This window comes from Bordetella sp. 02P26C-1, assembly GCF_009763255.1.
Taxonomy (GTDB): Bacteria; Pseudomonadota; Gammaproteobacteria; order Burkholderiales; family Burkholderiaceae_B; genus Bordetella_A.
Genome location: NZ_WSJB01000002.1, coordinates 57,061 through 82,604, shown reverse-complemented (window position 1 = coordinate 82,604; position 25,544 = coordinate 57,061). Strand labels below are relative to the sequence as shown.

Below are 25,544 nucleotides of genomic sequence, written 5' to 3'. Positions count from 1 at the left end.
ATCATGACTCCACGGTGGATTAAACGGAGACTCTCAACACCATGGATACCGCAGCAAATGGCCAAGGCCCCTCTGTAGATACGCGCCCAGGGCCACTCAAATCTCCTGGCTTCAAACTGGCCGGCAAGAACACTGCCGCACATGCCATTACGCGCGCGCTGATTCGTCATGGCGTCACGCACGTTTTTGGCCAAAGCATTCCCAGCCTCTTAATGCTCACCTGCGAGGAGCTCGGCATCACCCAGGTTGGGTACCGCACCGAGAACGCGGGCGGCTATATGGGCGACGGCTTTTCCCGCATCTCTGGCAAGGTCTGCGTGGTTGCCGCTCAGAACGGCCCAGCCGCCACCCTATTGGTCGCGGCGATGGGCGAGGCGATGAAAGCGTCAACCCCGATGGTGGCGCTCGTCCAAGACGTAAATCGGAACCTGACCGATAAGAACGCCTTCCAGGAATACGATCACCTGAGCCTTTTCGCTGGCTGCACGAAGTGGGCGCGAGTGGTGAACTGCGCCTCTCGGGTAGAAGACTATATCGACATGGCGTTTACGATCGCCGCGTCCGGCCGTCCGGGCCCGGTTGCTTTGATGCTGCCAGCTGACATGCTGCTCGAAGAAGGTCCGGCGCCTACCCGTCGCGCCAACCTCGGACACTTCCCTTTGGATCGTGTGGTGCCGCCTGCGGCAAAGCTGCAAGCAGCAGCACAAAAGATCGCCACGGCCCAACGGCCGGTAATCATTGCAGGAGGTGGCGTTCACCTCTCTGGTGCCCATGACGCACTAGCGAAGCTGCAAGAAGAAGCCCATATCCCGGTTGCCACGACGATGATGGGCAAAGGCTCCGTCGCAGATACCCACCCCCTGACGATTGGCGTTGTGGGGGCTGCGATGGGCGTAAACAGCCCGACGCGCTATCAGCGTGAATTGATCACCGAGGCCGACCTAGTCGTCTTGGTTGGCAATCGCACAAACCAGAACGGCACGGACTCCTACCAGCTCTATCCCAAACACGCCGATTACATCCATATCGACATCGATAGCCTGGAGATCGGCCGCAACTACGAAGCCCTGCGACTACCGGGTGACGCAAAAGAAACGCTTGAGGCATTAGCTCACGCGATGACAGGTGTGGATCTGACGCTGCGTGCCAACGCCCGCAAGAGCGTCGAAGACCGTATCGCCGACGGCAAGGCTAAGCATTTGGAAGAAGCTCGCGCGGTGCTGCACTCGGATGCCTCACCCATCCGCCCCGAGCGCCTGATGACCGAACTGAATGCCGTACTGCAGGCTGACGACATCGTCGTCTCAGACGCCAGCTACTCGTCTTTCTGGACGGTGAATTACCTGAAAGCTCAGCGTCCTGGGCAACGATTTCTCACTCCGCGCGGCATGGCCGGCTTGGGCTGGGGCTTGCCGATGGCCCTGGGCGCCAAGGTTGCCGCCCCTGGCGCTACGGTTTACTGCCTCTCGGGCGACGGCGGCTTTGGGCACGTTTGGTCTGAGCTTGAGACGGCACGTCGGATGGGCCTGAAGGTCATCCTCATGGTGCTCAATAACAGCATCCTGGGCTTTTCCAAACATGCCGATAACGTGCGTTTCGGCACGCACTCCACGGCTGTGAATTTCTCTGCGGTCGACCACTGCTCGGTGGCGCGCGGTGCCGGTTGTGAAGCGATTGCCGTCAATCAGCCCTCGGAAATTGCAGCAGCGCTAAAGCAAGCCAAGGCCAATGACGTGACCACCCTCATTGAGATCCGTTGCGATCAGAACGCCTTCCCGCCCTTCTCCAACTACGCCGACTTGGATCTGCACGTATGAAGCAAACTACTGCACTGATTACCGGCGCCGCAAGCGGCATCGGCCTGGCCGTGGCCAAACGCCTGGCTGAAACTGGGCACGACCTTTACCTCTTGGACCGTTCGCCCAATATCGAGGCGATCACCGCGGATCTGTCGCCAAACGCGGGGAAGGTCTTCACTCGTGTGGCCGACGTATCCAAAGAAGAGGAAATCGTCGCAGCCACCAAGGATGCAATTGAAAAGCTCGGGGGCGTAGCCATCTTGGTCAATTGCGCCGGCATTTCTCCAAAGGGCAATGGAGGGCCGGTCCCCCTCGAAGAAATTAAGGTCGAGGACTGGGAATATTGTCATCGGATCAACCTGGTGGCCCCGTTCGTCTTTTGCCGAGAATTAATCCCGCAAATGGCCAAAGCCGGCTATGGACGGGTCGTGAGCATCTCTTCGCGCTCGGCCCGGATGCACGTCGGACCCGCGAGCTTCGACTACCACTCGTCCAAGGCAGGACTGCTCGGCTTCTCACGGGCCCTTGCTGGCACCTACGCCGAACAAGGGGTGACGGTGAACTGCGTGGCTCCCGGGCGAGTGGACACGCCGCTTAGCCGCACCACGCGTCCCGAGCTCTTGGAACACGCCAAGACCCTCATTCCCGCAAGGCGCTTTGCCAGTCCCGATGAGATTGCCGCAAGCGTCCAATTCCTTGTTTCGCCCGATGCGTCCTACATCACTGGTAGCTGTGTTGACGTCAACGGCGGCGCCTATATGAATTGACGAACCATTCCAAAACTGGAGGAGACAACCATGAAATGCACCAAAATTCTGCTTAGCCTTTCCGCCCTGGCCCTGGCGCAACCTGCCCTGGCCAACCCAACCAATTTTCCGGAGCGGGAAGTCACATTGACGGTCAACTATGGCCCAGGGTCCAACACCGACGTGGCTTCACGCATTTTTGCGGATGGATTTTCAAAGGAGTTGGGTAAGCCGGTCATTGTTGATAACCGCGCCGGCGCCCTCGGCACCTTGGCTGTCACTTGGCTATCTAAGCAGCAACCGAACCCGTATCAAGTGGGCGTGGTCACTTACGCCACTCAGGCGATCTCCCCTCACCTGCAGGACATCACCTACAAGCTCGATGACTTTGATTGGGTGTGCGGCTTTGGACGCTATCGTTACGGCGTCGCCGTGCGGGCGGATTCCCCATACAAAACCCTTGACGATCTGGTAGCGGCTTCCAAGAAAGGCAAGAGCATCTTCTTTGGAGGCACCTCGACGCCGAACGTCATCGCACTGCTCGAATTGGGGCGCGTGACGGGCGGAAAATTCGAGCAAATCGCCTATAAATCGGGCGGCGAAGTGACGACTGCGCTTTTGGGCGGCCATATTGAAGCGCTGGTTCAGAACCCGTCCGACATCCTCCCGCACGTGCAGGCGGGCAAAATGCGGCTGCTGGCGTCTGCAAGCCCGATGCGTTGGCCGGAATTGCCCGATGTGCCCACGATGCGAGATGCGGGTTACCCTGTCTCGGTTGATTCCTGGGTGGGTTTAGGCGTGCGTGCCGGAGCGGATCCCAAATCCGTCCAACGACTGGAGAAGGCATGCCTGGATGCCATCAATAACCCGGAAGTGGCCAAGCGCGTTGCAAACACCGGGATTGACCCGGCGGGGCTCACCGGCAAGGAATATAAGGCTGCCTTGCAAGAGGGGTATACGACGATGGGTGCCGCGATCAAAGCTGCGAACCTGCCGCGCATGACCAACTAAAATAGCCACGGCGGCCCGGGAGAGCCAGGCTTTCTCGGGCCATTTTCTTTTATCAAACCCATTTACTCATAACGAATGGCACAAGCATTCAAACCAATCGTCGGTCAGCCTAGCTTGTCAGAGATCGCGTACCGGGAAATCCGCTCGGCGATCGTTCAAGGTCGCGTGCAATCCGGCGAACGGTTGGTGTATCGGACATTGGCCGAGAAGTTCGGCATCAGCCCCACGCCTGTGCGAGACGCCATTCAACGGTTGGTGTCGGAAGGTGCGCTCGCACTTGATGAGCGAGGCGTGGCGCATGTCCCCGTCATTGACGCCAAGACCTACTCCGAAATCATCAACCTTCGGGTCCAACTCGAAGGGTACGCCGCGGCGGAGGTGGCTAAAAAGGCGGCCACAGATCCCTCCATCGTCGACAAACTCGCAACCATCCACGAGCGACTCGCCCAGCACAAGGCCGACGGCAACATCGATGCTGCACTGTACGAAAACGAGCAATTCCACTCGCAATTCATCAAAGCGGCCGACATGCCTATTCTGGAAGAAATTGTTCGCTCGTTGTGGATGCGATGCGGCCCGTCTCTACGCCTGTTGTATGATCCCGGCTATCAGCCGCTAGAAATTCATCCCCATGTGGTGATGCTTGAAGCGCTGAGAAAAGGCGATGCCACAGCAGCACAGGCCGCTGTCGAGCATGACTTGCGTTATGCCGGAGAACATATCCGCCGACGCATCGAGGCACTAAATTCTGACACTTAGTCGCGCTCAAATCGTGTTCGAATCAATGTTTCCGTACACGGAGACTTCAAACGCGCAATCTAGTTTTCGGCGAAGCGCAAGACCAGGCAGGGGCATGCCTATGAGTTCGGGCCAACCTTTAGGTCTCGGCTCTATTGGCGCGCTTATACAATTCCCTTGTGCCAGTCATCCTGAGGGTTTACCTTGCACTTTCCCGGGCCTGCCCCCTCAATGAGTATTTAAAACTGGAGATGGGAGAAGGTCTCTACAAGCAGATGGGGCACTGTCCAATCTCGTGACTTGGTGCTAAGACCAATCTGTCCACGCTTAAGAACTGGAGCCGCGCGAAGGCCTTACCGTCTTTACCCGCTCTTAGCCTCATGCATTGCACAGGCCGTGTCTGCGTTTTGATTGTCCCAACACGTCTGCGGTGCCTCACCGCAGACGCGATGGCGAAGATTACGCCGAGTACTTGCGACCTTGCTCAAGAAGCTCGGGTGTTCCGATCAATTGATTGAGCTCATTAAAGTCATTCATCTCGCCCCACAGCGGCTGAGTGGTTCCGTGGGTTTTGAGACTGCTGTAATAGCGTTGCAATTGACGCGAGACAAATCGCGCGGTTCCGCCCGGGTAGATGACGATTTTGTAGCCTCGTGCGGACAGCTCATCGACGCTGCCGACCGGCGTTTTGCCCCCTTCCACCATGTTGGCCAGCAACGGTACCGTGGCCGCGTATTTTCCGCAGACGCGGTCCATATCGGCTGCGGAGACGACGGCTTCGATAAATAAGGCATCGACGCCGCAGGCCAGATAGGCGTCAGCGCGCTCCAGTGCAGCATCCAGTCCTTCAACAGCGACGGCGTCGGTGCGGGCCAGGATCAGAGTGTCGCTCGAATGACGGGCATCGAGCGCGGCGCGCAATTTGCCGCACATTTCCTGGGTGGACACCAAGGTCTTGTTTTCCAGATGGCCGCAGCGTTTAGGAAAGGTCTGGTCTTCCAACTGAATCATCGCAGCGCCCGCGCGCTCGAAATCCCGAACCGTACGCTGCGTATTCAGCGCATTACCGTAACCCGTGTCGCCATCGACGATCACCGGCAAAGAAACCCGGTCGGTGATGCGAGCCAGAACATCTGCCGTCTCGGTGGCCGTGGTTAGCCCCACATCGGATCGGCCGAGCTGGGTGTAGGCGACTGCCCCGCCTGACAGATAAAGCGCATCGAATCCCATCTGCTCGGCAATGAGGGCCGTCATCGCGTCATAGACGCCTGGGGCGAGGACCGCAGGGCCGCTCGCGAGTCGTTCGCGGAGTGAGGGCGTAGTCATGCGGGCACGGCTCCGGATTGCGTGGTGGCGATATAGGCGTCCATTTCATCCTTGGTGATGTAGGGCTTCCAGGGTTCAAAGGGCATATTCATCGCCCGTGCCTGACGCTCCTCATAGGCCAGGAATTCCTCGGTAATCGAGCTGCCGCGCACACCCCCGCGTACGGAGCCCGCACGCACGTCGCCGTAATACTCCACCCAGCTATCCGGCAAAGGCTGCGAACCAGGGATGGCAAGCCAAAGGCGCAGGAGGTGACGCTTGAGATCCGGATCCTCGTAGTCCTCAAACGGCGTGCGCGAGTGCAGGGTGACATAATTGTTCAACAACTGCAGATCGCCGCGCTCCAGTTGCATCGAATAGCAGAACTCGTCGCTGGGCATCAGTTCGTCCAACAGATCCAGGGCTTCGATCTGTGCTTCGGTCAGGCGGGGGATCTCGGGGAAATCACGTTGTGCGGCGACCGTGTTCTTGCGGTTCGTCCGTGCAGCGAAATACTCGGGGTGTGTGCCGAAGATCGACAGACGATAGTAGGGAGGCTGCGTGGGGTCCTGCGTGCCCTGATAGCTGTGGAAAAACGGGGATTGCAACACGGGAATCAAATCGGGACGGCGCTTTTGGATTTCGTCACGCAGGGCGAGCGAGCTGACGACTTTGCTGGTGCCACCCGATTTTGCCGTGCGGCGGCATAGCAGGGCCACGACATCGCACGAGTCTTGGTGAAAATCCAGGCCCGCATTCGTGTTGTAACCGCGTCCGCCTTTGACTTTGTACTCACCGCCCGCGTCGCGCACGTCGTTAATGAACTGGCTGGCACGATTCTGAGTGCGGCCTACGCCCATATAAAGCGACATGCCCCAGTACGCCAGGCGCGTTTCCTCTTCAGTCCATTCGTCAACGGGAAAGCCTTTCAGCAAACAAAGTCCCCAACGTTGTTGGGTCATGTCGATGGCGGCCTGCAAGGCGCGACGGGAAACCTCCGGCAGCGGGAAATCGGCCTGTTCCATGGACAGCAGCGGCTTGTCCAGTTGCTTGGCGTGGGCCAGCGCGGCTCGCACGCCGTCGACCTCCTCGGCCGTCAGTCGCAGAATCCATGAATCGTCTTGACGGACTTGCTCCGCTTTCCAAGGTTGCGGGCGATTTTGCGCGATGGCTGTCATCCGATTTCTCCGTGATGTCTCTAGTGATTTAGCTAACAACGGGCAGTGTAGACAGGGCGCTTAATTTAGAATAGCGATGTAATTTGAACAGTTTGATAAGGATTTTTGATGAAGATCGAGACCTTCGCCACGTTGGAGGCGGTGTTACAGACCGGGACGTTTGTAGGCGGGGCGCGCTTGATGAACATCACCCCTAGTGCGGTCAGCATGCAGATGAAGCAGCTGGAGGTCTATTTGGGCAAACCCCTGTTCGATCGTTCTGGTCTGCAAGTGCGCCCCACGCAACTCGCCCATGAGGTAGCCGACACGCTGCGTGATGCACTGAAGGGACTTGAAGCGTTGAGATCGGGCACGCCGCTGGCGATTGAGGGCGTGGTGCGGATCGGGATTATCGAGTCGATGCAGCCGGCCGTATTGCCTGGCATGCTGCGCTATATCCGCACTCGTCACCCGAAGCTCGACGTGGTTCCGGTCCGAGGGCGCAGTAGCCAGATGCTGAGCGCTCTTAAGGCGGGTGAGATCGACGCGGCGCTCGTGGCGCAGCCGCCCGAGATCAAGGCAGGCCGGCTGTCCTGGACGCCTATGCTGCGACGCGAACTCGTCATTGTGACGCCGCCAGATACCGCCGACACGCCCATCCCGACGCTATTTCGGCAATTGGAGTGGATCCGATATGACCGGAAAACAGTTACCGGCAGTATGGCTGCACAGTACGTGGCGAGTCAGATCGGTGACGTGCGCAGTACCTTGGAGTTCGACAATGCCTCAGCCATCGTGGCGATGGTCAGTTCCGGACTGGGGCTGTCGGTTGTGCAGCGTCCCGACCCCGCCACGCTGCACAGCTATCCGGTGCGCATCTTTCGACTGGGCAAGGCGGCACCCATATTGCAGCTGTCCATGGTGACACGAAAAGTGGACGGCGACAGCCGGCCATTAAATGTCGTGCGCGAGGCCATGGCGCACGCTTCTATGGAATACCAGAAACGTTTATCCACGTGAGCTTCATGCCGACTACACGGGAGAAGGCAAAGACGTTTTTGCGCTGTAGAGAGGGAGAAACAGGGGTGCCCGCTGCCACCTTGTTAATCAAATTTTTTTACGAAGAAGTTCAAATAAGTTCGCTTTTCTTCAAGACCGGTGTGTGAATAGACTACTGGCAGACCTAATATCAGGCGGGATGGAGAGACAGCATGAAAAGAAGAGCGTTTATGGGCGTAATGGGCGCGGGCGCGTTGGCCGCCTGTGGTGTAAGCATCGCGCAAACGCCGACGACGCGCATTATCGTTGGCGCGACACCGGGCGGTGGCACAGATACCGTGGCACGTGTGCTCGCAGCCGAAATCGGAAACAGACTCGGCGAGACATTTGTAGTGGACAACCGTCCTGGCGCGGGCGGGAACATCGCTGCACAGGAGGTCGCGAGATCGACTAACGATGGTCGTACGCTGCTGATGTGTTACACGAGCCATGCCATTAACGCGACGTTGTATCCCAAATTGCCGTTTGATTCAGTAAAGGATTTCACGCCCATTTCTCATGTAGCGAATGCGCCTTCATTTTTGTTGGCCCATCCGTCGGTCCCCGCCCGCGACATGACTGAGTTGATCGCCCTGGCGAAAACGCGACCTGGCGAACTCAGCATTGCGCTACCGGGAATTGGATCGGCTGGGCATCTTTGCGCAGAAGTGATTAAGCTGCAGACGGGCGTGGATATGTTGTCTGTGCCGTATAAAGGTACCGCGCCGGCCATGAACGATTTGCTCGGTGGCCAGATCAATCTGATGTTTGCCGGTGCTGCCTTGGCAAAGGGACAACTGGCTGCGAAGTCCGTCAAAGCACTCGGTGTCAGCAGTGCGCAGCGCATGGTGGGCTTTGAGTCTATCCCGCCTATCGCAGACACACTACCTGGTTATGATTTCAGCGCCTGGTATGGCCTTTTAGGGCCTGCAGGCATGAACGCCACGCGAACCGAACGACTCTCGCAGGTTACAGCAGAGATATTGGGTGACCCCTCGATAAAGGAGCGTCTGTTAGGAGAGGGATTGATTTCTGTTGGCGGCAGCCCTCAGGATTTCCAACGATTTGTCGAAACCGAAATTTCAAACTGGGGCAAGATCGTGCAGGCGTCCGGGGCGAGTGCAGGCTGAAATTCTCGCCCTGCTCGGCGGCGGATAATGTCGCGTTTTGAGGGCGTGTGCGTATGCCGTAGATACGCTCGGTTGTTCGGACGCTTCAAGTCGATTTGGGCGAGTTCCGCGGTTTGCTCGGCGTGGTTTTTGGTTTGTTGTCCGGGTCCAGTCCGACATCACGCAAAAACTGCAAATGGTGGGCCCTTAGGTTTTCATCGAGAGATTGGTCCCTGGCGAGTTCCCAATAAAACTGGAACGCTCCTGCAACATCGGACTCTAACAATCTCCTCGCCGCCGACAGGTCGCGCAGCTCAATCGCACGCAGCAATGCGCGCTTGAACTCCGCTCCCACATCAGCCAGTGACTGTCGAATCTTATATTTGGTTAATAATTTGGGGACACCATATTTCCCATCCGAGTACATCAGCATGTAGGTCGTGTCGGCATCAGCCCCTAAAGCGATCAGTCTGCCGGCCGCTGCATAATCCTCAGACAATAATAGATTTAGTAAGGCCGCTGAAGCATGCGCCCCCAGCTGTACCAGCGTCGTCAGAGATGCATCGTCATGCATTTGCGCATAGCGCGCGAGCGCCGTCGCGCCATCAGTCAGGTCAGGCAAAAAGGCCGCTGCCGTTTTCAGATCACCCTCCGAAAGAAGGCGCATCAGGGCCTGCGTCGCGAGCACGTCTCGGGACGCCCATGTTTGGTCCTGTGAAGGATCCGGTTCCGTTGCATCAATGAGGTGTCGGGCCAGCTCGATACGGTTGTTTCGGACACAGTCGATCAAGATTCGGGAGGCATCCATACCTGCCTTGTTCAAATGTTGGATAGCGTCCTTACGTTGGCATTGATCCATCATCGTCAGTACGGCGATCGGGCTTGCATCGCGCGCTAACAGCAGGGCTATATCCGTCACGGATCCGTTCTGGACCGCACGGAAAAAATGTCGATCCCTTACTTGCGGCGACAAGGCGGCGAAGAAACTCTCGCGAGAGGCGATCGATTGATATATGCGATCTTTTACACCCGCGGAAAGCCCGGACACGTCTGCCCCCGCAAGGATCAATAATTCCATGCCCTTCCAACTGTCGTCATTGAACTCATGCCCCTCCCGACCCAACTTTTCGAGGTACCGACCGTGCAGCGTATGGAGCAGCGTGGCCGTATCTATATTCGCCCTGACCCAGGTTTTTACCGCGGCTAGATGTCGCTCTTGAACAAGAAGCTCCAGCGTTTCCGGGCTGGAAAGATTCGAGTCCTTCAATAATTTCAGTGCTTGCCAGTCGCCATCAACGGCCAATTCTCGCCAGAACGAGGGCAGTTGCCCTTTCGGCTCGTGGCGAGTCAGGGCTTGAATGGCGGCGACTCGACCATCCTTCGCTAGACGCATCAGCGCCGGAGCCAGCGCAGTGTCCAGGCGACGCTCGAGCTTCTTCTTCAAGAACGCTAACGCCGACAGATCGCCCCTTTGCGCAAGAGCCTTCATGGCTTGAACCCACGTTGCGGTTTCGCCTTCTTCGAGCAGCCAGTGCAAGCCGGACGAATCGTTACGAACTGCGGCATTTTCCACCGCCTTAGCAATGTTCGCGCCAATTAAGGAGAGCTTGCTCACTATTGGTCGCAGCTTATGGTGTAGTGCAATTTGCATGGCGGTGGATGCATCAGCTCCGAGCTCTTCGAGAATTCCCACGCCGCCGACTTTGCCTGCATACCGTAAAGGGGCGCGCCCCTCATACCCAAATGCCAATGCCAGAGATGGGTCCGCGCCCGCCGCGCACAGACGCTGCGCAATAACGCTGTCTCTTACTTGCGCTGCGTACATCATGGCGTAAGAGAGTTGCCTTAGATCATACGCAAGCGAGTCGACCAACGTGTCGACGATTTCCAGATGGCCTGCATTTGTCGCCTTTTTCAACGCAGCGCCGTCTGCATCCCGAGCGCCCACATTGATCAGCGCCTGCACGATCAATTTGTGCCCGCTCCCTGCGGCGTTCGCCATCGCTTGGGCGAGGGCTATACCATATGAGCCAGCGTTGACATGTTCCTGCACGCGTTCCACAACTAGACCCAGTTTTTCCCGCAGGTGGGCGTGTGCATTTGCCCGAATCAGCATCCGGACAATTCCCAGGTGACCGTGTTCTGCGGCCCAGATCAAGGCCGAATGGTTATAGTCGCTGGCGCCAGCCATGAGCAAGGCCATCACCCAATTGGGGTTCTTGCGGAGCTGAACCGCCAACTGCAAGGGAGTGTTGCAGCCCTCACCGTAGCTCCAGAGTAGCCGTTGAACCGCAAAGTCAGTCGGTCGCTCGGCATCCCCGTCCAAGCCGGTGAGATACAAAGCGATTCTATGGCTGCCGGAGGCTATCGCGCTATGCAGGAAGGTATTCCTGTCCTCGAAGCGGTAGGTGGCAAGGTCGATTGAATTCTCGGCCACCCGCTGCTTGAACAATTCCACATCGTTAGATTTGATAGCCACTGACATCATCGCTTCTATCATCTTTTGACGGATCTTTGCTTCGGTTTCAGCGTCGAGGATGTGACTCGAGTCTTGAGGCGAAGAGGGGGGGCTTCCAATAGGCGACATCAGGGATTCCGTGGAAATAAAATAAATAACGCGAAAGGAGTCAGGCGCACCCGAGTAGATGCGCGTATGGTCACGCGCGCTCAGCACGATTGAACGTTGTGGTGAGCGGGGTACGGGGAGTCATGTGAACTAAAGTAATTCACAGTCACAGCGATTAGTGACGACGTGACGGGCGGGGTTCCGGCGGCCTTTTAAATCAGACGCATGGAAGGTCTCAGGAGGGTCCGAGCGTGCAGCATGCAACATCGTGACCTTATAAATACAACCGCGGTGACGCCGCGCCCAGCGCACTGCCCCATGTACGGCGTGGAAATTTAAAGGTCCTATGAATTATGCTTAGCCCTGAGGCATTGCATTATTCAACGACACAAGCGACCTGGTAACGACACCTCATGACTGCACAGCCCTCCTCCGACCGCACCGTTCACTCTGCCACGTGCCACTGCGGCACGGTTCGATTCACCGTGGCTCTCTCCGATGGCGTGCGTACCGCCAAGCGTTGCAACTGCTCCTACTGTCGCATGCGCGGCGCGGTGGCCGTGTCCGCCAACCTGGAAGATATCAAGGTCCTGCAAGGCGAGGACGCTTTGACGCTCTACCAGTTCAACACGCGCGAGGCGAAACACTATTTCTGCTCGAAGTGCGGGATTTACACCTTTCATCAGCGCCGGTCTTCGCCGGATCAGTACGGCGTCAATGTCGCCTGCATCGAGGGCATGAGCCCGTTCGATTTTGCTGAAATCCCAGTAAGCGAAGGCCGAGTGCACCCCAAGGACCGGCCCGGCGGCGGCGCGGTTATCGCGGGATGGCTGCGGTATGAGACGAACCCGCAAGCTGAAAACTGATCCGGATCACGCATGCGGATGCGGCCCCGTGAAACCGCGGAACGGCGTGATGCGATGGCGGAAACTTCAAGATGACGATTAGCTAAGCACGGAATTTCTGACACCCCCCGGCGCCCAGGCACATCGCCATCCTGGCGGCACTGGCGCCGGCTTAATACCGCTTAATACCTATCGCTGCCTCAGCCCTTCAACAAAAGCGGCGACCTGTAACGTCCGCAAATCGTTACCGTAAGGACCTATCACCTGCACACCCATCGGCAACCCTTTCGGACCCTTGGTCATCGGCACTGACACGCAAGGCACATGCATCAGACTCCATAGTGCACCAAACTGAGCGGAACCCGAGTCGGCGATCCCTTCATCGGCCTCGCCCTGGGCTGGCGGATAGAGCAACGCATCGATGCCGTCGAAAAGCGCGCCCATGTTTTGCCGCGCGATCAAAGCGGTTTGACGCATCGACAGATATTCGTCGCTATCGATGTTCTCTCCTCCGCTCAGCCGAGCCTTCAAGCGATCGCTGAATTGATCAGCATGATGCTGCCGTTCATGTGCCAAGGATTGGCGTGCTTCAAATGCAAACAGCCGCCCCTGCAAGTCGATGATGGACTCCAATGCGTCTGGGAGCCGAACGCGCGTCACCTTTGCACCGGCTCGTTCCGCGGCTGCGGCAAGGTCCTCGATGGCTTGCGCCATTTCGGGGCGCACGGCATCCCACTGCGATGAATAACAGACCGCCAGCCGTGGGGCAGCGACCGGCTCCGCGCTCACCCGGTCTCCCTGCAAGCCGAATCCACACCATGCCGCATCCGCCACCGAGCGAGTCAGGATCGTGATGGTGTCCTGAGCGGGGCTTAAGGGTTTCAGCCCGGCAACATTGATAAAGCCAAAGGTCGGTTTGTAGCCCACAATCCCGCAATACGACGCCGGCCGTACCGTTGACGCAGTGGTCTGCGTCCCAAAGGCGACGGGCGCCATGAAATCCGCGACCGCGGCGGCCGAGCCACTGGACGATCCTCCAGGCGTGTGCGCGAGGTTGAGGGGATTACGCGTCTGGCTGGGTGTCTGGGTCGCGAACTCGCTGGTGGCCACCTTGCCCAAGACGAGGCCGCCAAACTCTTTAACCCTCGCCACGCAGGCGGCGTCGGTTTTCGGTTGATGTCCCGAGTAAATCGGCGAACCATAGGCGGTAACCAGATGCTGTGTCTCGATCACGTCCTTGACGGCAAAGGGAATGCCCCGCAATGGCCCGTGAGGTTCGGCATCGGAGCGACGAGCTTGCTCCAAGGTCCACGCGGGATCGACGGCGGTAAACGCCAGAACTTCGGCATTCCTTTCTGCGATGCGCTCCAGGCACGCCCGGGCAAGGGCCACGCTGGTGAGTTCTCCCGCTTCCATGGCCTGCAGAGCTTGCCGCACCGATAGATGATTCGGAGTTGTCATTGTGATGTTGCTACCGCGATTATTGAGGGGTGATGCCAGCGTCTTGAATGACCTTGGCCCAACGGGCGTGCTCTTTCTGCACGAAGGCGCCAAAATCCTCGGGACTGTCGCCAATGGGCTCGGCGCCTTGGGCCAATAGTTGTTGCTTGACCTTGGGGTCTTGCAGGATCTGCACAACCTCTTTGTTGAGCTTTTGAATGATGGGCTTCGGTACGCCAGTAGGCGCGAATAAGCCGAACCAACCGGATACGTCGTAGCCTGGCAATCCGGCCTCTTCCATGGTCGGGACATCAGGCAATAGCGGCGTACGGGTGCTCGACGTGACGGCGAGCGCACGCAGTTTTCCCGCCTGGATATGCGGCAGGCAGAGAGGCAAGTTGCAGAACATCGAGGTCACCCGACCGGCCATGACGTCGGTCACCGGGGCGCTGCCGCCTTTATACGGTACGTGCAGGAACTCGGGAATTTTGGCCGTGTTCTTGAACAGTTCTCCTGACAGGTGCATGCTGCCGCCCGCGCCACTAGACGCAAAGCTGTAGTCGCCTTTTTTCGCAGCCTCGATGAACTCCGGTACGTTCTTGACCGGCACTTCGGGGCCCACGACCAGCACATTGGGCATCGAGGCCACATTCGTGATCGGCGCGAAGTCCTTCATGGCGTTGAACTTCAGCCCTTTGTGCAGGCTCGGATTGATCGCATTGGTGCTGGCCGGCCCCATCATGATGGTGTAGCCGTCCGGGGCAGCCGCAGCGGCATAGCCGGCTCCGATGTTCCCGTCAGCGCCCGCCTTGTTTTCCACGATCACCGACTGCCCTAACGAGTCGCCCAGCCGTTGTCCCACGATGCGCGCCAAGATGTCGGTCACGCTCCCCGCGGCAAAGGGCACGATCAAGGTGATGGGTTTTGATGGATAGTTCGATACGTCCGGGCTTTGGGCCCACACAGGCGTTGCGGCCGAGGCCACGGCCAAGGTCAACGTTGACAAGAGAATGCGCCGAGTCGCACGGTAAGAAGTGTTCATGATCACAATGCCAACTGGAAGTGAAGGGGTCGAGGGCTAGCATACGAATCGGCCACTTATATGTCTAATATAAAATTAGACATAATTAAGACAGATCTCGACTCAATGATATTGACCCGAAACTTGACGGCATTTATCGCCGTGGCCGAAGAACTGCACTTCGGCAAAGCGGCGAAACGGCTGCACATCAGCCAGCCCCCATTGAGCCAGCAGATCCGTCAGTTCGAAGAGGAGATGGGCGTTGCGCTGTTCGAGCGCACGACACGCTCTGTCCGTTTGACCCCAGCCGGGCGCTTGCTTTTGGAACGGGCACATCTATTACAGGCGGAGGCGGACGCAACCCTGCAAGCGGTTCGCCGGCGCTCCGTGGGCGACGAAGGGCTGTTGAACCTCGGCTTCAGTCACAGCACGGTCTATCATGTCTTGCCACGCGTGTTGCAACGGTTCAAGCAGGTATGTCCTCGGGTCGCGCTGGAGCTGCGACAACTCACTTCAGACTTGCTGGCCGAAGAAGTCAACAGCCGGCGGCTCGACATCGCGATCCTGAGGTGGTCGTCGTCGATGGAGTCCGCGGATCTGAGTTGGAAAGTGATCGCTTCGGACCCCATGGTCCTGGTAATGCCCCTCGATCATCCACTCGCTGTCCATCGACGCGTACCGATTGAACTGTTGCACGGGATTCCTTGGGTCGGTTATGCCCCTCAAGGCGCCCGTCACTTTTACGACTTGCAGGAGACGGTGCTCGCGGCAGCGAAGGTGCAGCCCGACATTCAACACGTCAGCCTGCTACCGACCCTGTTAGCCCTGGTTGAGGCGGGCATGGGCGCTGCGCTCGTTCCGACTTCAGTTTTGCGCGAGACCAAGGGCAGGCTTCAGAAGCGGCCGCTACTGTTGCCGCAGGGGTGCGAGGCACCAATTTCGCTGCTGTCATGTGCTTGGCGTACCGATAACATGAATCCGGTTGTGCCTCGGATGTTGAAGATACTGTCGGCTGGCGACTTCTGAGGTTTGCGCACTGCGCTCGGACGCGGGAAAAACGGCAGTCGGGGGGAGCGGCCCATTCACTATGAAGTTGCCTCGTCATTCCAACCACTTGTACATCAGCGTTGTGGAATCGTAGCGCTGGCCTTGCGGCTCCAATGCGTACTGTGGAATCACGCCCGCGTGCTGATAGCCGAGGGACGCGTACAACGGTTCGGCGTGGTCGCCTGTGCGTGTGTCCAGCGTCAACAGCTTGCGTCGTGCCTGATGCGCATGCATGCATCACAGCGGCTAAAGAATCGCCTTCGCGCTCGACCTGCGACGACCCTATATCGCGTGAGCGGTCTACCCAAGCATACCGGTCTTGACGCGCATGTTCGATCAACGCCAACCGTATCACATCGGCGGTAAGCGGCGCCGGGGCTCTTCGGGCCAATCCTTGCCGGCGGACAACCCGCGCGGTATAAAGATGCCAACAATATTGCATTTCGGATTATGTTATCGAACATCGATAAAGCCGATTTAGACATTCGGGGATCATGCGAGATAGGTTGCGCGTCGCGATGGCGCACCTCGCCGTATGAAGCGTCGTCAGCGCGCTCGTCCATTGGCCTACTTAAGCCCACACTCCCGCGCGGCAGCAGTAGGCTCGAGGCAGCACGCCTGCCGACCACCAAGTAATCGATTCGCCCGGGCAACTCGGGCTCGCGTTCAGGAGATGTTATGACACGCAGTGCAGCAGTCTTCTTGAAAACCGGCTCTCAATCTCGACGTACGTTCACCCTTACCGCGGTCGCCGCAGTCCTGGGATTAAGCATGCATGGCGCGCTACAGGCCGCGCAAGACTGGCCGAGCCAGCCCATACGGATGATCGTCGGTTATCCACCCGGGGGCGGCACCGATACAGTCGCGCGCGTTCTGGCGCAGCGCATGGGCCAAGTGCTGAACCAATCCGTAGTGGTGGAGAACCGGGGCGGCGCCAGCGGCACCATAGCCGCGCAACAAGTGGTGCGGTCCGCGCCCGATGGTTATACGGTCATGTTCGCCACCGCGTCGCCGTTGACTGGCGCGCCCTTGACGGTAAAAGGCCTCACCTACGACCCGATGAAGGACCTGACTCCGGTCACCCGTATCGGCGGCGGCCCGTTCATCATGGTGGCCAACCCGGCGTTCCCGCCGAACGATATGCGCGAGTTGGTCGACTACGCCAAGGCGCATCCAGGCGTGGTGAACTATGCATCGCCCGGCATCATGACGGCGAATTACTTTTTCTCCGAACAGTTGAACATGGACGCTGGCATTCAGACGGTGCATGTTCCTTATAAAGGCAGCGCGGCATTGCTCAACGATGTGATGGCGGGCCAGGTTCAATACACCCTGGATACGCCGGGCACGACGCTGCCTCTCATCAAGAATGGCAAGCTCAAGCCGTTGGCGGTGTTCAGCGAAGAGCGGCTGCAGCGCGCGCCCGATATCCCGACCGCGAAGGAAAGCGGATTTCCCGAGATGGTGGGCGGGTCCTGGTACGGGTTACTGGTTCCCACCGGCACACCCAAGCCCGTGGTAGACGCACTATACAAAGCGACCAAGGTTGCTTTGGAAGACCCCGACGTGCAGCGCACACTGGCCGACCGCGATGTGATCATCGAGGGCAGCACACCAGAGGAGTTCCGCGAGTATTTGACGAAGGAGTACGCGCGCTGGCAATCCGTCACGAAGAAGCTCGGCATTGAACCTCAATGATGTCCTCCCCTGCCCCATTTTGAACTGAAGCGAGACCTGCATGCCTCAATCGACCTACGCCCCCGATCTCACCGCTGGTAGCGCGCCATCCTCGATGCGACCGACGTTAGCGGGTTTGAACCACATGGTGTCCGCAGGCCATTATCTGGCGACGCAAGCGGGCATCGACATCCTGCAACAGGGTGGCAACGCCATCGACGCGGGGGTGGCGGCAGGGATCGCGCTGGGGGTGGTACAAAGCGACATCGTGAACTTCGGCGGCGTCGCGCCAATCCTGGTTTACGAGGCGCAGACGCAGAAGGTCTGGAGCATTTCGGGCGTGGGCTATTGGCCGCAAGCGGCCAGCCTCGATGCGTTCATGAAGGACCACGGCGGCACGATTCCGGCGGGCGTGCTGCGCACGGTGATCCCGGCCGCGCCCGATGCGTGGATCACGGCGCTGGAGCGTTTTGGCACCATGAGCTTTGCGCAAGTGGCCGCGGGCGCGATTCAGTTAGCGCGTGACGGATTCGTCATGTACCCATTGATGGCCGAGGTACTGGCTGAGAACGCCGCGAATTATGCCCGCTGGCCTTCGAGTGCGGCGGTTTATCTGCCAGGCGGCAAGCCGCCCCCGGCCGGGGCGATATTCCGTCAGACGGATCTGGCCAATACCCTGCAGATCATGGCTGACGCCGAGCGCAGTCAGTTGGGCAATGGCAGAGCTGCCGGGTTGGCCGCGGCACGGCGGGCCTTTTATGAGGGTGATATCGCGGCGGCCATCGTCAAATATCATGAGGAAGCCGGGGGCTGGGTCACGGCGCAAGACCTGCGCGATTTTTCCGTCGAAGTCGAACCCGCGCTGGCGATCGACTTTCACGGCACGCGGGTACACAGCTGCGGATTCTGGTGTCAGGGGCCGTCGTTGCTGCAGATGCTCAACATCCTCGAATCGTCGGATGTGCGCGCGCGAGGCCATAACAGCGCGGCGTACATCCATTTGCTGACCGAGACGATCAAGCTCGCCTTCGCGGATCGCGAGGTGCACTATGGTGACCCGCGCCATGTCGCGGTGCCACAGGACGAGCTGTTGTCTAAAGCCTATGCGCGCGAGCGCCTTGCCATGATTCTGCGTGACCGGGCCGGGGCGGACATGCCGCCCGCGGGAGCTCTGCCGCGTCATCGCGACATCAGCATGACGGCCGCGACCGACGCGGACACGGCGCGCACCGACCCACGCCTGGATACTTCCTATGTGGCCGTCGTCGATAAAGCCGGCAATGCATTTTCCGCCACGCCTAGCGATGGCTCCTACAACACGCCGGTCATCCCCGGCACGGGTATCTGCGCATCCGGTCGCGGCAGCCAATCTTGGGCGGATCCAGACCATCCGTTCCGGGTCGCGCCCGGCCGACGCCCGCGATTGACGCCGAACCCGTCGCTGGCCATCCGTCCAGGCGAATATGTCATGCCTTTCGGCACACCCGGAGGTGATGTGCAATGCCAGGCGATGCTGCAGACGTTTCTCAATATCGAGCTGTTTGGGATGGACCTGCAACAGGCGATCGAGGCACCGCGTTTTGCGACATTCAGTTTTCCCTCATCGTTCGAGCCACACAATGCGATGCCGGGCCGCTTGATGATCGAGGATCTGGTGGATCGCGCGGTCGGAGAGCAGCTGGCTGCGATGGGCCATGCAGTGCAGTGGTGGCAGGGACGCAATTGGCGCGCGGGCGCCATGTGTGCGGTCAAGCACGATACCCAGAGCGGCGTGCGTTGGGGCGGCGCCGATCCCCGCCGGCCGGCATATGCATGCGGGTGGTAGGTGCAGCGCGTCCTCTAAACTAGTGCTTTAACACTATCCCAGAGGACTTCACTCCATGCCCAGCGCAAGCGATCTCGTTTATGCAGAACTGCGACGACGTCTGATGTCGGGTGCGTTTCTGCCGGGCGAACGGCTGCGCGAGGAACGCATCGCGAGTGAACTGTCGGTGAGCCGCACCCCCGTGCGGCAAGCGATCGAGAGACTAATCGAAGACGGCCTCGTCGCGCGCGAACCGCATCGTGGCGCCGTGGTGCTGGGCTGGTCGGATCGGGATATCGAAGAAGCGTTCGAGCTGCGCTTGTTGCTGGAGCCCTATGCGGCGAGAGCCGCTGCGCTACGGGCTGAGCCCGAGCACGTCGAGGCTTTGCAAAGCGCCAATGACCAGATGCTGGAGGCCGTGCAGTCGGGTGACGAGGACTGCGCCGCGCGCATCCAGCACTACAACAACCGTTTCCATCACGCGTTGCTCAGCGCCGCGCAGTCCGCGCGCGTGCGTACGCTGGTGGAGAATCTGGTGGACCTGCCGATACTCATCGGCTCTTTTTATTTCTACAGCAGAGACAACATGCTCAGCAGCGTGGAGCAGCATAGGCAAATCATCAGCGCCATCCGCGCAAAGGACCCTGATTACGCAGAAACCGCAATGCGCCTGCACTTGACCGCGACGCGGCGCTTGTTTCTGGATCAGCGTAAAACAACGCCCCAGGCTGACTAGCAGCACTGGGGCGTCTGGCGCGTCAGCGCGCAAAAACATTACTCGGGCAACTTGCAACCCAAGGCGCTCAGGCGCGCATCGACCCACGAGGTATCGAGCTTGCCAGCCGCGATGTCGGCCATGGTTTTTTCCTCGGCCGCGTGCTTGGCGGCGGCATCGCGGTAGATGGCTTCGGCTTGCTCGTACGGCACGCACAGCAGACCGTCCTCGTCACCCAGAATCAGGTCACCGGGCTGGATCGTCATGCCGTCCAGCGCGATAGTGCCGTTGATGACGCCCGGGCCGTCTTTGTAGGGACCACGATGCGTCACGCCGGCGGCGTAGACCGGGAAGGAACCGTTTCGAATCGCGCCGGAATCCCGAATCGCACCGTTGATCACAATGCCCGCGATGCCACGCGTCTGTGCATACGAGGTCATGATTTCCCCGATGATCGCGTTGGTCAGATCGCCGCCGGCATCCACCACGATGACATCGCCAGGCTTGGCCAAACCCAACGCCTTGTGCACCATCAGGTTGTCACCGGGGCGCGTACGGACCGTCAACGCGGGGCCCGCCAACAACGTGCCGTCGTGCATCGGACGCAGGCGCGCGCCACCGGCGTCCATGCGCGACATGCAGTCGCTGATATTCGCAACGGGCAGCGCACGGAATTTTTCGACGAGTTCCGGGCTGACAGCACGTTGACGGGGGAAAATCTCAAAGCCGATCATAAAAACGCTCCGTGGAGTAAGGTTCGTTATTGTTGCGGAATGCCGACCTGCTGCACCACTTTGCCGAAGGCTTCGTGGTCGGCGCGATGACGCTTGGCCAGATCTTCGGGGGTGCCGGGCAGGACGTTATAGCCTGCTTTTTCCAGCTTTTCGACAATCTCGGGTTTCTTTAGTGCTTGGTTGACGGCATCGTTGAGTGTGGCGACCACGTCGTCCGGCGTCTGGCCAGGCGCCATCAAGCCCCACCAGATGGTCTGGTTAATCGTCGGAAAGCCGCTTTCCACAAACGTCGGGACGTCAGGCAAGGCAGGCGAGCGTTGGTCGGCCACCACGGCCAGCGCGCGGACTTTGCCGCTGCTGATCTGAGGCAACAAGGATGCCAGCGACCCCGTGTAGAGCGCGATGCGGCCACTCATCAGATCCGGAAATGCTTGCGACCAGCCGCGATATGGCACGTGCATGAGCTCCATATCCGCGGCATTGCGCCAGAGATAGCCGATCAAATCCCCGCTGCCACCGATGCCTGGGATGCCCAACGACACCTCGCCCGGCTTCGCCTTGGCCGCCGCCACCACATCGCTCAGCGTTTTGTAGGGAGAATCCGGCACCACAACAAAAACGCTCGGCGAGGAAGCCACCGGCGCGACGGGCTTGAAGTCCTTGAACGTGTCGTAGCTCAGCTTTTTATAAAGCCAAGGGTTGAGCACGATGTTGTCGGTCTGCGCCATGACCAGCGTGTGCCCATCGGGGCGCGCGCGTGCGGTGGCATCCAGCGCCAGGTTTCCCCCTGCCCCGGGCTTGTTCTCGACCACGATGTTCCAACCCTGGGCCTCGCCGATTGCCGTGGCCATCATACGGGTCAGCGTGTCCGTTCCGCCGCCGGGCGGGAAGGGAGAAATGAACGTAATCGGCCCACCCGCCATATCCACCGCCGCGGCAGTCATTGCGCAGGCGCTCAAGGCCAAGCCGAACACCATTTTCTTCAAGCTTTTCATTATCTATCTCACTTCACTCTTTTATATTTCTGAGCCACGCGGGCAACGATCGTAGCGTGACATCGCTCGCGCGGGCCCGATGCTACACCAATCGCGCCAGGTTACGCGTGCTTTTCGGCCAGCGGAGTCAACCAGGCCAAGCGGGCTTCCACGGTGTCGACGAGTTCGAGCGGCGCACCGCCCTGGCTGGCGCGCGCCGCCTCGATGCCGGCACTGGTGCGCGCGAACAAACGCTCGACGCCATCGAGCACCAAGGGTTCCAAGCCGGCTTCGACAAGCTGCTCGCGCGATTCGCGAACCTCGGCAAGGCGGCGCGGCGCATGCAAAACATGCGATCGGACGAAGGAATCAATAAAGGTAGTCAGCGGTGTACGGTCGATATCGCCCAGGACCTCATACAGCGCGGAGCGCAGGCCCAGTTTTTCGGCGGCCACCAGACATTCGACGGCGAGGCTTTCCATGCCCTTGGTCATAATGCTGCGCAAAAGCTTGAGTTGCACAGCGTCGCCCGCCTGACCCTCGATGGCGCGGGCCGGAATATCGCAAGAGACGGCGAAGTTCACCGCCGCGTCAGCGCCCGTGCCCGCAATCAGCAATGGAGTCTTCGCGCCAAGCAGTGCGATGGCGCCCATGATGGCAACGTCGGCGAACGGCACACCATGTTCGGCGGCAATCGCAGCAGCCGCGCGCATATCGGCTGCGCTGGCCGTCGTGAAGTCCGCATAGAGAGCGTGGGGCCGCATATGCGGCAGTGCCTCGGCGGCAACGGTTTGCGCCGCGTAGCCGAACACCGCCGACACGACCAGATCGGCCTCGGCAAGCCAAGGCCCAGGGGAAGCATGCAGCGCGGCGCCCACACTCCCCACGCGCGCTTGCATCTCCGGATCTTGACGCAGTTCGCAGACGGCGAACACCTCATGTCCGGCGGCTATCCACGCTTGGGCGTAGCACGCCCCGACTTCCCCGCATCCGACCAACGCAATCTTCATATCTCCGCTCGCTAGAATACCAAAAAAAAACAATTTTAGCGGGTTAACGCGGATTCGACGGTGAAATCTGGAAATCTAGATACGAAATTTATGCAATAAGTGGCCGCGTTGTCCTAGCCACGCCCTAGCAACGCTGCACTTGCTAACGAGTGCCTCGCTATCTGCGTGCCGAAAAGCCGCCTGAGTGTGGCCGCTGAATCTCCGGTAAGCGTATCCAAGACATAGCGCATATCCAGGCCAGCGTCACGCAAAAATTCCAGCCTTCCAGTCTTGACTGCATCGCTAAGGGTGTCGTCTTCAACAACCCGCGCTACCGCTTCAGTCTTATTACAGAAGCGATGGCGAATCAGCGTCTTTGCGGCAGTTGTGTCTCCACGCTCAGCAGCACGTAGCAGCTCCTTCTGAAGGTCAGCCCCCGCCACAGCTAATGCGTCGAGAATGTCATTTGTCGAACGGTCGAGCCGCCAAGTTGAGGGCTTTTCTGCTGCTGCCTTCTCTAGCGCTGTTTGAACGTCCGCACCATAAGCGATCAATTTACTGGCAACGTCATATTCGCCGGCACGCAATGATTGCAGCAAGGCAGTCGAGCCAGGAACGCCTAGCTGAAATAACAGCTTTGCGGAATTCTCTTCATTCTTCCTGGCGAACTGAATAAGGGCATCTACGCCATCCGTCACATCGGAGAGCACAGCACCTGCCGTACTCAAATCATTCTGGGCAAGAAGGCTTCTGAGCACCTCCGTCGTCAGAGAGTCTTTACCCGGCAGTTCTGGTTTGACGACTTCATTCACGGTTTGCGCCAATTCAGTGCGCCCCGTTTTCACGCAATCTATCAACAAATCGGTGGCAACGACGCCTGCATCCAGCAATGTCTGGATGCCGCCCCTGCGATCATTTGGGGCCATCATACTCAGAGCAGCGGAAGCGTCAGCATCTTGCTCCAACAAGAGCGCGATATCCAACATGGATCCGCTTGTCGTGGCAGTCTGGAGTTGTTGAACTTTCTCGTCCTCAGATAAACCGGCGACGACGGTCTGACGAGCATTGATCGTGGCAAGTATTTGATCTTTCAGGCCAGCGGGCAGCTCCGATACGTCAGCGCCGGCGAGGATGAGCAATGCTATTCCCTTCCAGTTTTCGTCATGATCGGCCTGATAGTTTTCCCCGAAAGCGGCGATATAGTCGTCATGAAGCGTACGGAGCGTATCGGAAGCCGGGATGCCTGCCCGCAAGGCGGTTTGCACCCCGCCGAGATGCTGGCCTCGAACCAAAAGCGCCAGCGAATCGGAATTGATCAATTCCAGGTCATTTAATGTTTGCAGAGCGGGCAGGTTTCCGTCTATCGCGAAAAGATGCCAATTGCATCGAAACTCACTGGGTGGCCCCGGTTGAAAAATTGCCTCGAGAAGTGCTGGGTCCGGGTTACGCGCAAGCCTCGGTATTGCGCGCGTGATTTCTACGGGGAGTGTCGGATCGGAGCCCACGGTTTGGCGTAAAAGGAATTCCGCCGCTTCCGTCCGTCCACTGCCCGAAAGCAACGTCACCACCTCCCCTATCGACACCCCGCTCTTCATCAGCTTGATGAATCCCTCAATATCTTTATCGATCACCAGAGAAGCCGCCAGCGCAGTGCAGTCTGCGCCGAGCAGGGACAGCGTCGGTAGGGATTCCAGCGTTCCCTTACGCACCGCGCTCACCATTGCGGCAGTGGTATCCGCGCCAATATTCATCAAGCCTCTGATTGCAGTGATCCGCTTCGGTCCACTCGGTCCTCCGAAGCCGAGGGAGTCTGCTAGCACCTCTGACGGATTCCCGCCCTTCGCGCACAGACGCACTGCGATTTCAATATGCCCGTTGCGCATCGCCTCTGACGACGCTCGGGTGAGATCCTCGCGGTCGTACATGCCTGTGGCGAGCAACGGCGTGACAACGGCCTCTTGGCCACGGCCAGCCGCGCCACGCAGCGCCTCTGACGACTTATCCGGTGCGTTGACTCGAATCAAACTCTGGACGATTTTCGTATTGCCGCTGACTGCCGCCTCGCGCAGCGCATTGGACAGGCCCTCCCCTTTTTCACCGGTGTTGAGGAATTTCCTCACATCGCGCGAGTATCGACCCAGCTCTTTGTCCAAATACTGGTTTACGTTAGCCTTGATCAAAGAATTGACGATCGTCGCATGACCATTCTTTGCTGCCCAAGCCAATGCCGACGAGTCTTCGTCCACGGCACCTGCCCAAACTAAGAGTCGTACCCATTTGAATGTATCGGTCGGCCGCTCGAGCGCGTACGTCAGCGGAGTTTTTCCCTCGGCGTCTTTTCCGTTCAGGAGGTCCCGAACGGAATTCTCATCCAAACCGGCGCCACCCTGGTCTGGCTGGGTGAGCTGCAGCGCGATGCCATAACTATCCCGTTCAATCGCCAGATGCAAACAATTCTGCCCATTACTGAATCTGTATTCGCCAAGATTGAGTCCCAACCCGCTGACTAGAATATTGAACTCCTCGGCATCGTTAGATCCGATGATCGATTGCAGCGCAGTTTCGATGTCATGTGATTCCGCGTCCAGTCCAGGCTGTCCAATCGATCCGAGCGCTGATGAGTTGAAATTTGGCGGGGGGGCAGAATTGAACATGGTGTGCTCCAAGGTAACCGGATTGAAATCTGTGCTAACTCCGGCGTCTGTAACTCTCGCGCGTAATAAGTTCCATGACTAAACAAACTAGCCATAGCCTATCGAGGCCTCTGGTCTGATTTTCGCGCCCCAGCGAACACAAGCGAGGACGCTGTTCCCTGACTCAGCAACGATG

21 protein-coding genes are annotated in these 25,544 nt (G+C 58.9%); 11 read left to right on the top strand and 10 right to left on the bottom strand.

Annotation, left to right across the window (positions count from 1 at the left end; translation table 11 throughout):
- Positions 1-41: 41 nt before the first annotated feature.
- The 4 genes from GOQ28_RS01380 (at position 42) to GOQ28_RS01365 (ending at position 4,315) form a co-directional block, all read left to right on the top strand.
- Positions 42-1,817 (top strand): acetolactate synthase catalytic subunit, encoded by a 1,776-nt coding sequence (locus tag GOQ28_RS01380; RefSeq protein WP_160355134.1) that lies wholly within the window; start codon positions 42-44, stop codon positions 1,815-1,817.
- A complete protein-coding gene (locus tag GOQ28_RS01375) occupies positions 1,814-2,566 on the top strand; it encodes an SDR family NAD(P)-dependent oxidoreductase (protein ID WP_160355133.1) in 753 nt (250 codons plus the stop codon). The genes GOQ28_RS01380 and GOQ28_RS01375 overlap by 4 nt, the downstream gene beginning before the upstream one ends.
- 30 nt (positions 2,567-2,596) lie before the next feature.
- Positions 2,597-3,556: a tripartite tricarboxylate transporter substrate binding protein gene (locus GOQ28_RS01370; RefSeq protein WP_160355132.1), complete on the top strand. Its 960-nt coding sequence runs from the start codon at positions 2,597-2,599 to the stop codon at positions 3,554-3,556.
- Positions 3,557-3,631: 75 nt separating this feature from the next.
- Positions 3,632-4,315 carry a GntR family transcriptional regulator gene (locus GOQ28_RS01365; protein ID WP_160355131.1) on the top strand — a complete coding sequence of 228 codons (684 nt, stop codon included), beginning with the start codon at positions 3,632-3,634 and terminating at the stop codon, positions 4,313-4,315.
- A 438-nt stretch (positions 4,316-4,753) separates the two neighbouring features.
- On the opposite strand, the gene GOQ28_RS01360 is transcribed toward GOQ28_RS01365, so the two are convergent.
- Positions 4,754-5,620, bottom strand: coding sequence for an isocitrate lyase/PEP mutase family protein (locus GOQ28_RS01360; protein ID WP_160355130.1), 867 nt, complete (start codon positions 5,618-5,620; stop codon positions 4,754-4,756).
- Positions 5,617-6,777 (bottom strand): TauD/TfdA family dioxygenase, encoded by a 1,161-nt coding sequence (locus GOQ28_RS01355; RefSeq protein ID WP_160355129.1) that lies wholly within the window; start codon positions 6,775-6,777, stop codon positions 5,617-5,619. Before GOQ28_RS01355 ends, GOQ28_RS01360 begins: the two co-directional genes overlap by 4 nt.
- Before the next feature lie 108 nt (positions 6,778-6,885).
- Here GOQ28_RS01355 and GOQ28_RS01350 point away from each other — a divergent pair, with 108 nt between their 5' ends.
- Positions 6,886-7,776: a LysR family transcriptional regulator gene (locus tag GOQ28_RS01350; RefSeq protein ID WP_160355128.1), complete on the top strand. Its 891-nt coding sequence runs from the start codon at positions 6,886-6,888 to the stop codon at positions 7,774-7,776.
- 218 nt (positions 7,777-7,994) lie between these two features.
- Positions 7,995-8,924, top strand: coding sequence for a tripartite tricarboxylate transporter substrate binding protein (locus GOQ28_RS01345; RefSeq protein ID WP_236844177.1), 930 nt, complete (start codon positions 7,995-7,997; stop codon positions 8,922-8,924).
- Between the two features lie 85 nt (positions 8,925-9,009).
- Here the strand turns inward: GOQ28_RS01345 and GOQ28_RS01340 are convergent, their stop codons facing one another.
- On the bottom strand, positions 9,010-11,490 hold the full coding sequence (locus GOQ28_RS01340; RefSeq protein ID WP_160355126.1) for an ankyrin repeat domain-containing protein: 2,481 nt from the start codon (positions 11,488-11,490) through the stop codon (positions 9,010-9,012).
- A gap of 392 nt (positions 11,491-11,882) precedes the next feature.
- Between GOQ28_RS01340 and GOQ28_RS01335 the strand changes: the two genes are divergently transcribed.
- The gene (locus tag GOQ28_RS01335; protein WP_160355125.1) at positions 11,883-12,335 is read left to right on the top strand and encodes a GFA family protein; all 453 of its coding nucleotides are present in this window, start codon (positions 11,883-11,885) and stop codon (positions 12,333-12,335) included.
- Positions 12,336-12,503: 168 nt separating this feature from the next.
- On the opposite strand, the gene GOQ28_RS01330 is transcribed toward GOQ28_RS01335, so the two are convergent.
- The gene (locus GOQ28_RS01330) at positions 12,504-13,775 is read right to left on the bottom strand and encodes an amidase (RefSeq protein ID WP_160355124.1); all 1,272 of its coding nucleotides are present in this window, start codon (positions 13,773-13,775) and stop codon (positions 12,504-12,506) included.
- 19 nt (positions 13,776-13,794) lie between these two features.
- Positions 13,795-14,796, bottom strand: coding sequence for a Bug family tripartite tricarboxylate transporter substrate binding protein (locus GOQ28_RS01325; RefSeq protein ID WP_160355123.1), 1,002 nt, complete (start codon positions 14,794-14,796; stop codon positions 13,795-13,797).
- A gap of 105 nt (positions 14,797-14,901) precedes the next feature.
- On the opposite strand from GOQ28_RS01325, the gene GOQ28_RS01320 reads away from it, so the two are divergent.
- On the top strand, positions 14,902-15,801 hold the full coding sequence (locus GOQ28_RS01320) for a LysR family transcriptional regulator (RefSeq protein ID WP_160355122.1): 900 nt from the start codon (positions 14,902-14,904) through the stop codon (positions 15,799-15,801).
- A 75-nt stretch (positions 15,802-15,876) separates the two neighbouring features.
- On the opposite strand, the gene GOQ28_RS01315 is transcribed toward GOQ28_RS01320, so the two are convergent.
- Complete coding sequence (locus GOQ28_RS01315) at positions 15,877-16,056, bottom strand: hypothetical protein (RefSeq protein ID WP_202109322.1); 180 nt, start codon at positions 16,054-16,056, stop codon at positions 15,877-15,879.
- Between the two features lie 444 nt (positions 16,057-16,500).
- Here GOQ28_RS01315 and GOQ28_RS01310 point away from each other — a divergent pair, with 444 nt between their 5' ends.
- The 3 genes from GOQ28_RS01310 to GOQ28_RS01300 are packed head-to-tail and all read left to right on the top strand — an operon-like array spanning position 16,501 to position 20,039.
- Entirely contained in the window at positions 16,501-17,520 is a 1,020-nt protein-coding gene (locus tag GOQ28_RS01310; RefSeq protein ID WP_160355121.1) for a Bug family tripartite tricarboxylate transporter substrate binding protein, read from the top strand.
- 40 nt (positions 17,521-17,560) lie between these two features.
- The gene (locus tag GOQ28_RS01305; RefSeq protein WP_160355120.1) at positions 17,561-19,324 is read left to right on the top strand and encodes a gamma-glutamyltransferase family protein; all 1,764 of its coding nucleotides are present in this window, start codon (positions 17,561-17,563) and stop codon (positions 19,322-19,324) included.
- Between the two features lie 55 nt (positions 19,325-19,379).
- Positions 19,380-20,039 (top strand): GntR family transcriptional regulator, encoded by a 660-nt coding sequence (locus tag GOQ28_RS01300; RefSeq protein ID WP_160349141.1) that lies wholly within the window; start codon positions 19,380-19,382, stop codon positions 20,037-20,039.
- Between the two features lie 38 nt (positions 20,040-20,077).
- Here the strand turns inward: GOQ28_RS01300 and GOQ28_RS01295 are convergent, their stop codons facing one another.
- The 4 genes from GOQ28_RS01295 to GOQ28_RS01280 form a co-directional block, all read right to left on the bottom strand.
- Complete coding sequence (locus GOQ28_RS01295) at positions 20,078-20,752, bottom strand: RraA family protein (protein ID WP_160349140.1); 675 nt, start codon at positions 20,750-20,752, stop codon at positions 20,078-20,080.
- A 26-nt stretch (positions 20,753-20,778) separates the two neighbouring features.
- Positions 20,779-21,747 (bottom strand): Bug family tripartite tricarboxylate transporter substrate binding protein, encoded by a 969-nt coding sequence (locus GOQ28_RS01290; protein ID WP_160349139.1) that lies wholly within the window; start codon positions 21,745-21,747, stop codon positions 20,779-20,781.
- A gap of 101 nt (positions 21,748-21,848) precedes the next feature.
- The gene (locus tag GOQ28_RS01285) at positions 21,849-22,736 is read right to left on the bottom strand and encodes an NAD(P)-binding domain-containing protein (RefSeq protein ID WP_160355119.1); all 888 of its coding nucleotides are present in this window, start codon (positions 22,734-22,736) and stop codon (positions 21,849-21,851) included.
- A gap of 113 nt (positions 22,737-22,849) precedes the next feature.
- On the bottom strand, positions 22,850-25,369 hold the full coding sequence (locus GOQ28_RS01280; protein ID WP_160355118.1) for an ankyrin repeat domain-containing protein: 2,520 nt from the start codon (positions 25,367-25,369) through the stop codon (positions 22,850-22,852).
- Between the last annotated feature and the right edge of the window lie 175 nt (positions 25,370-25,544).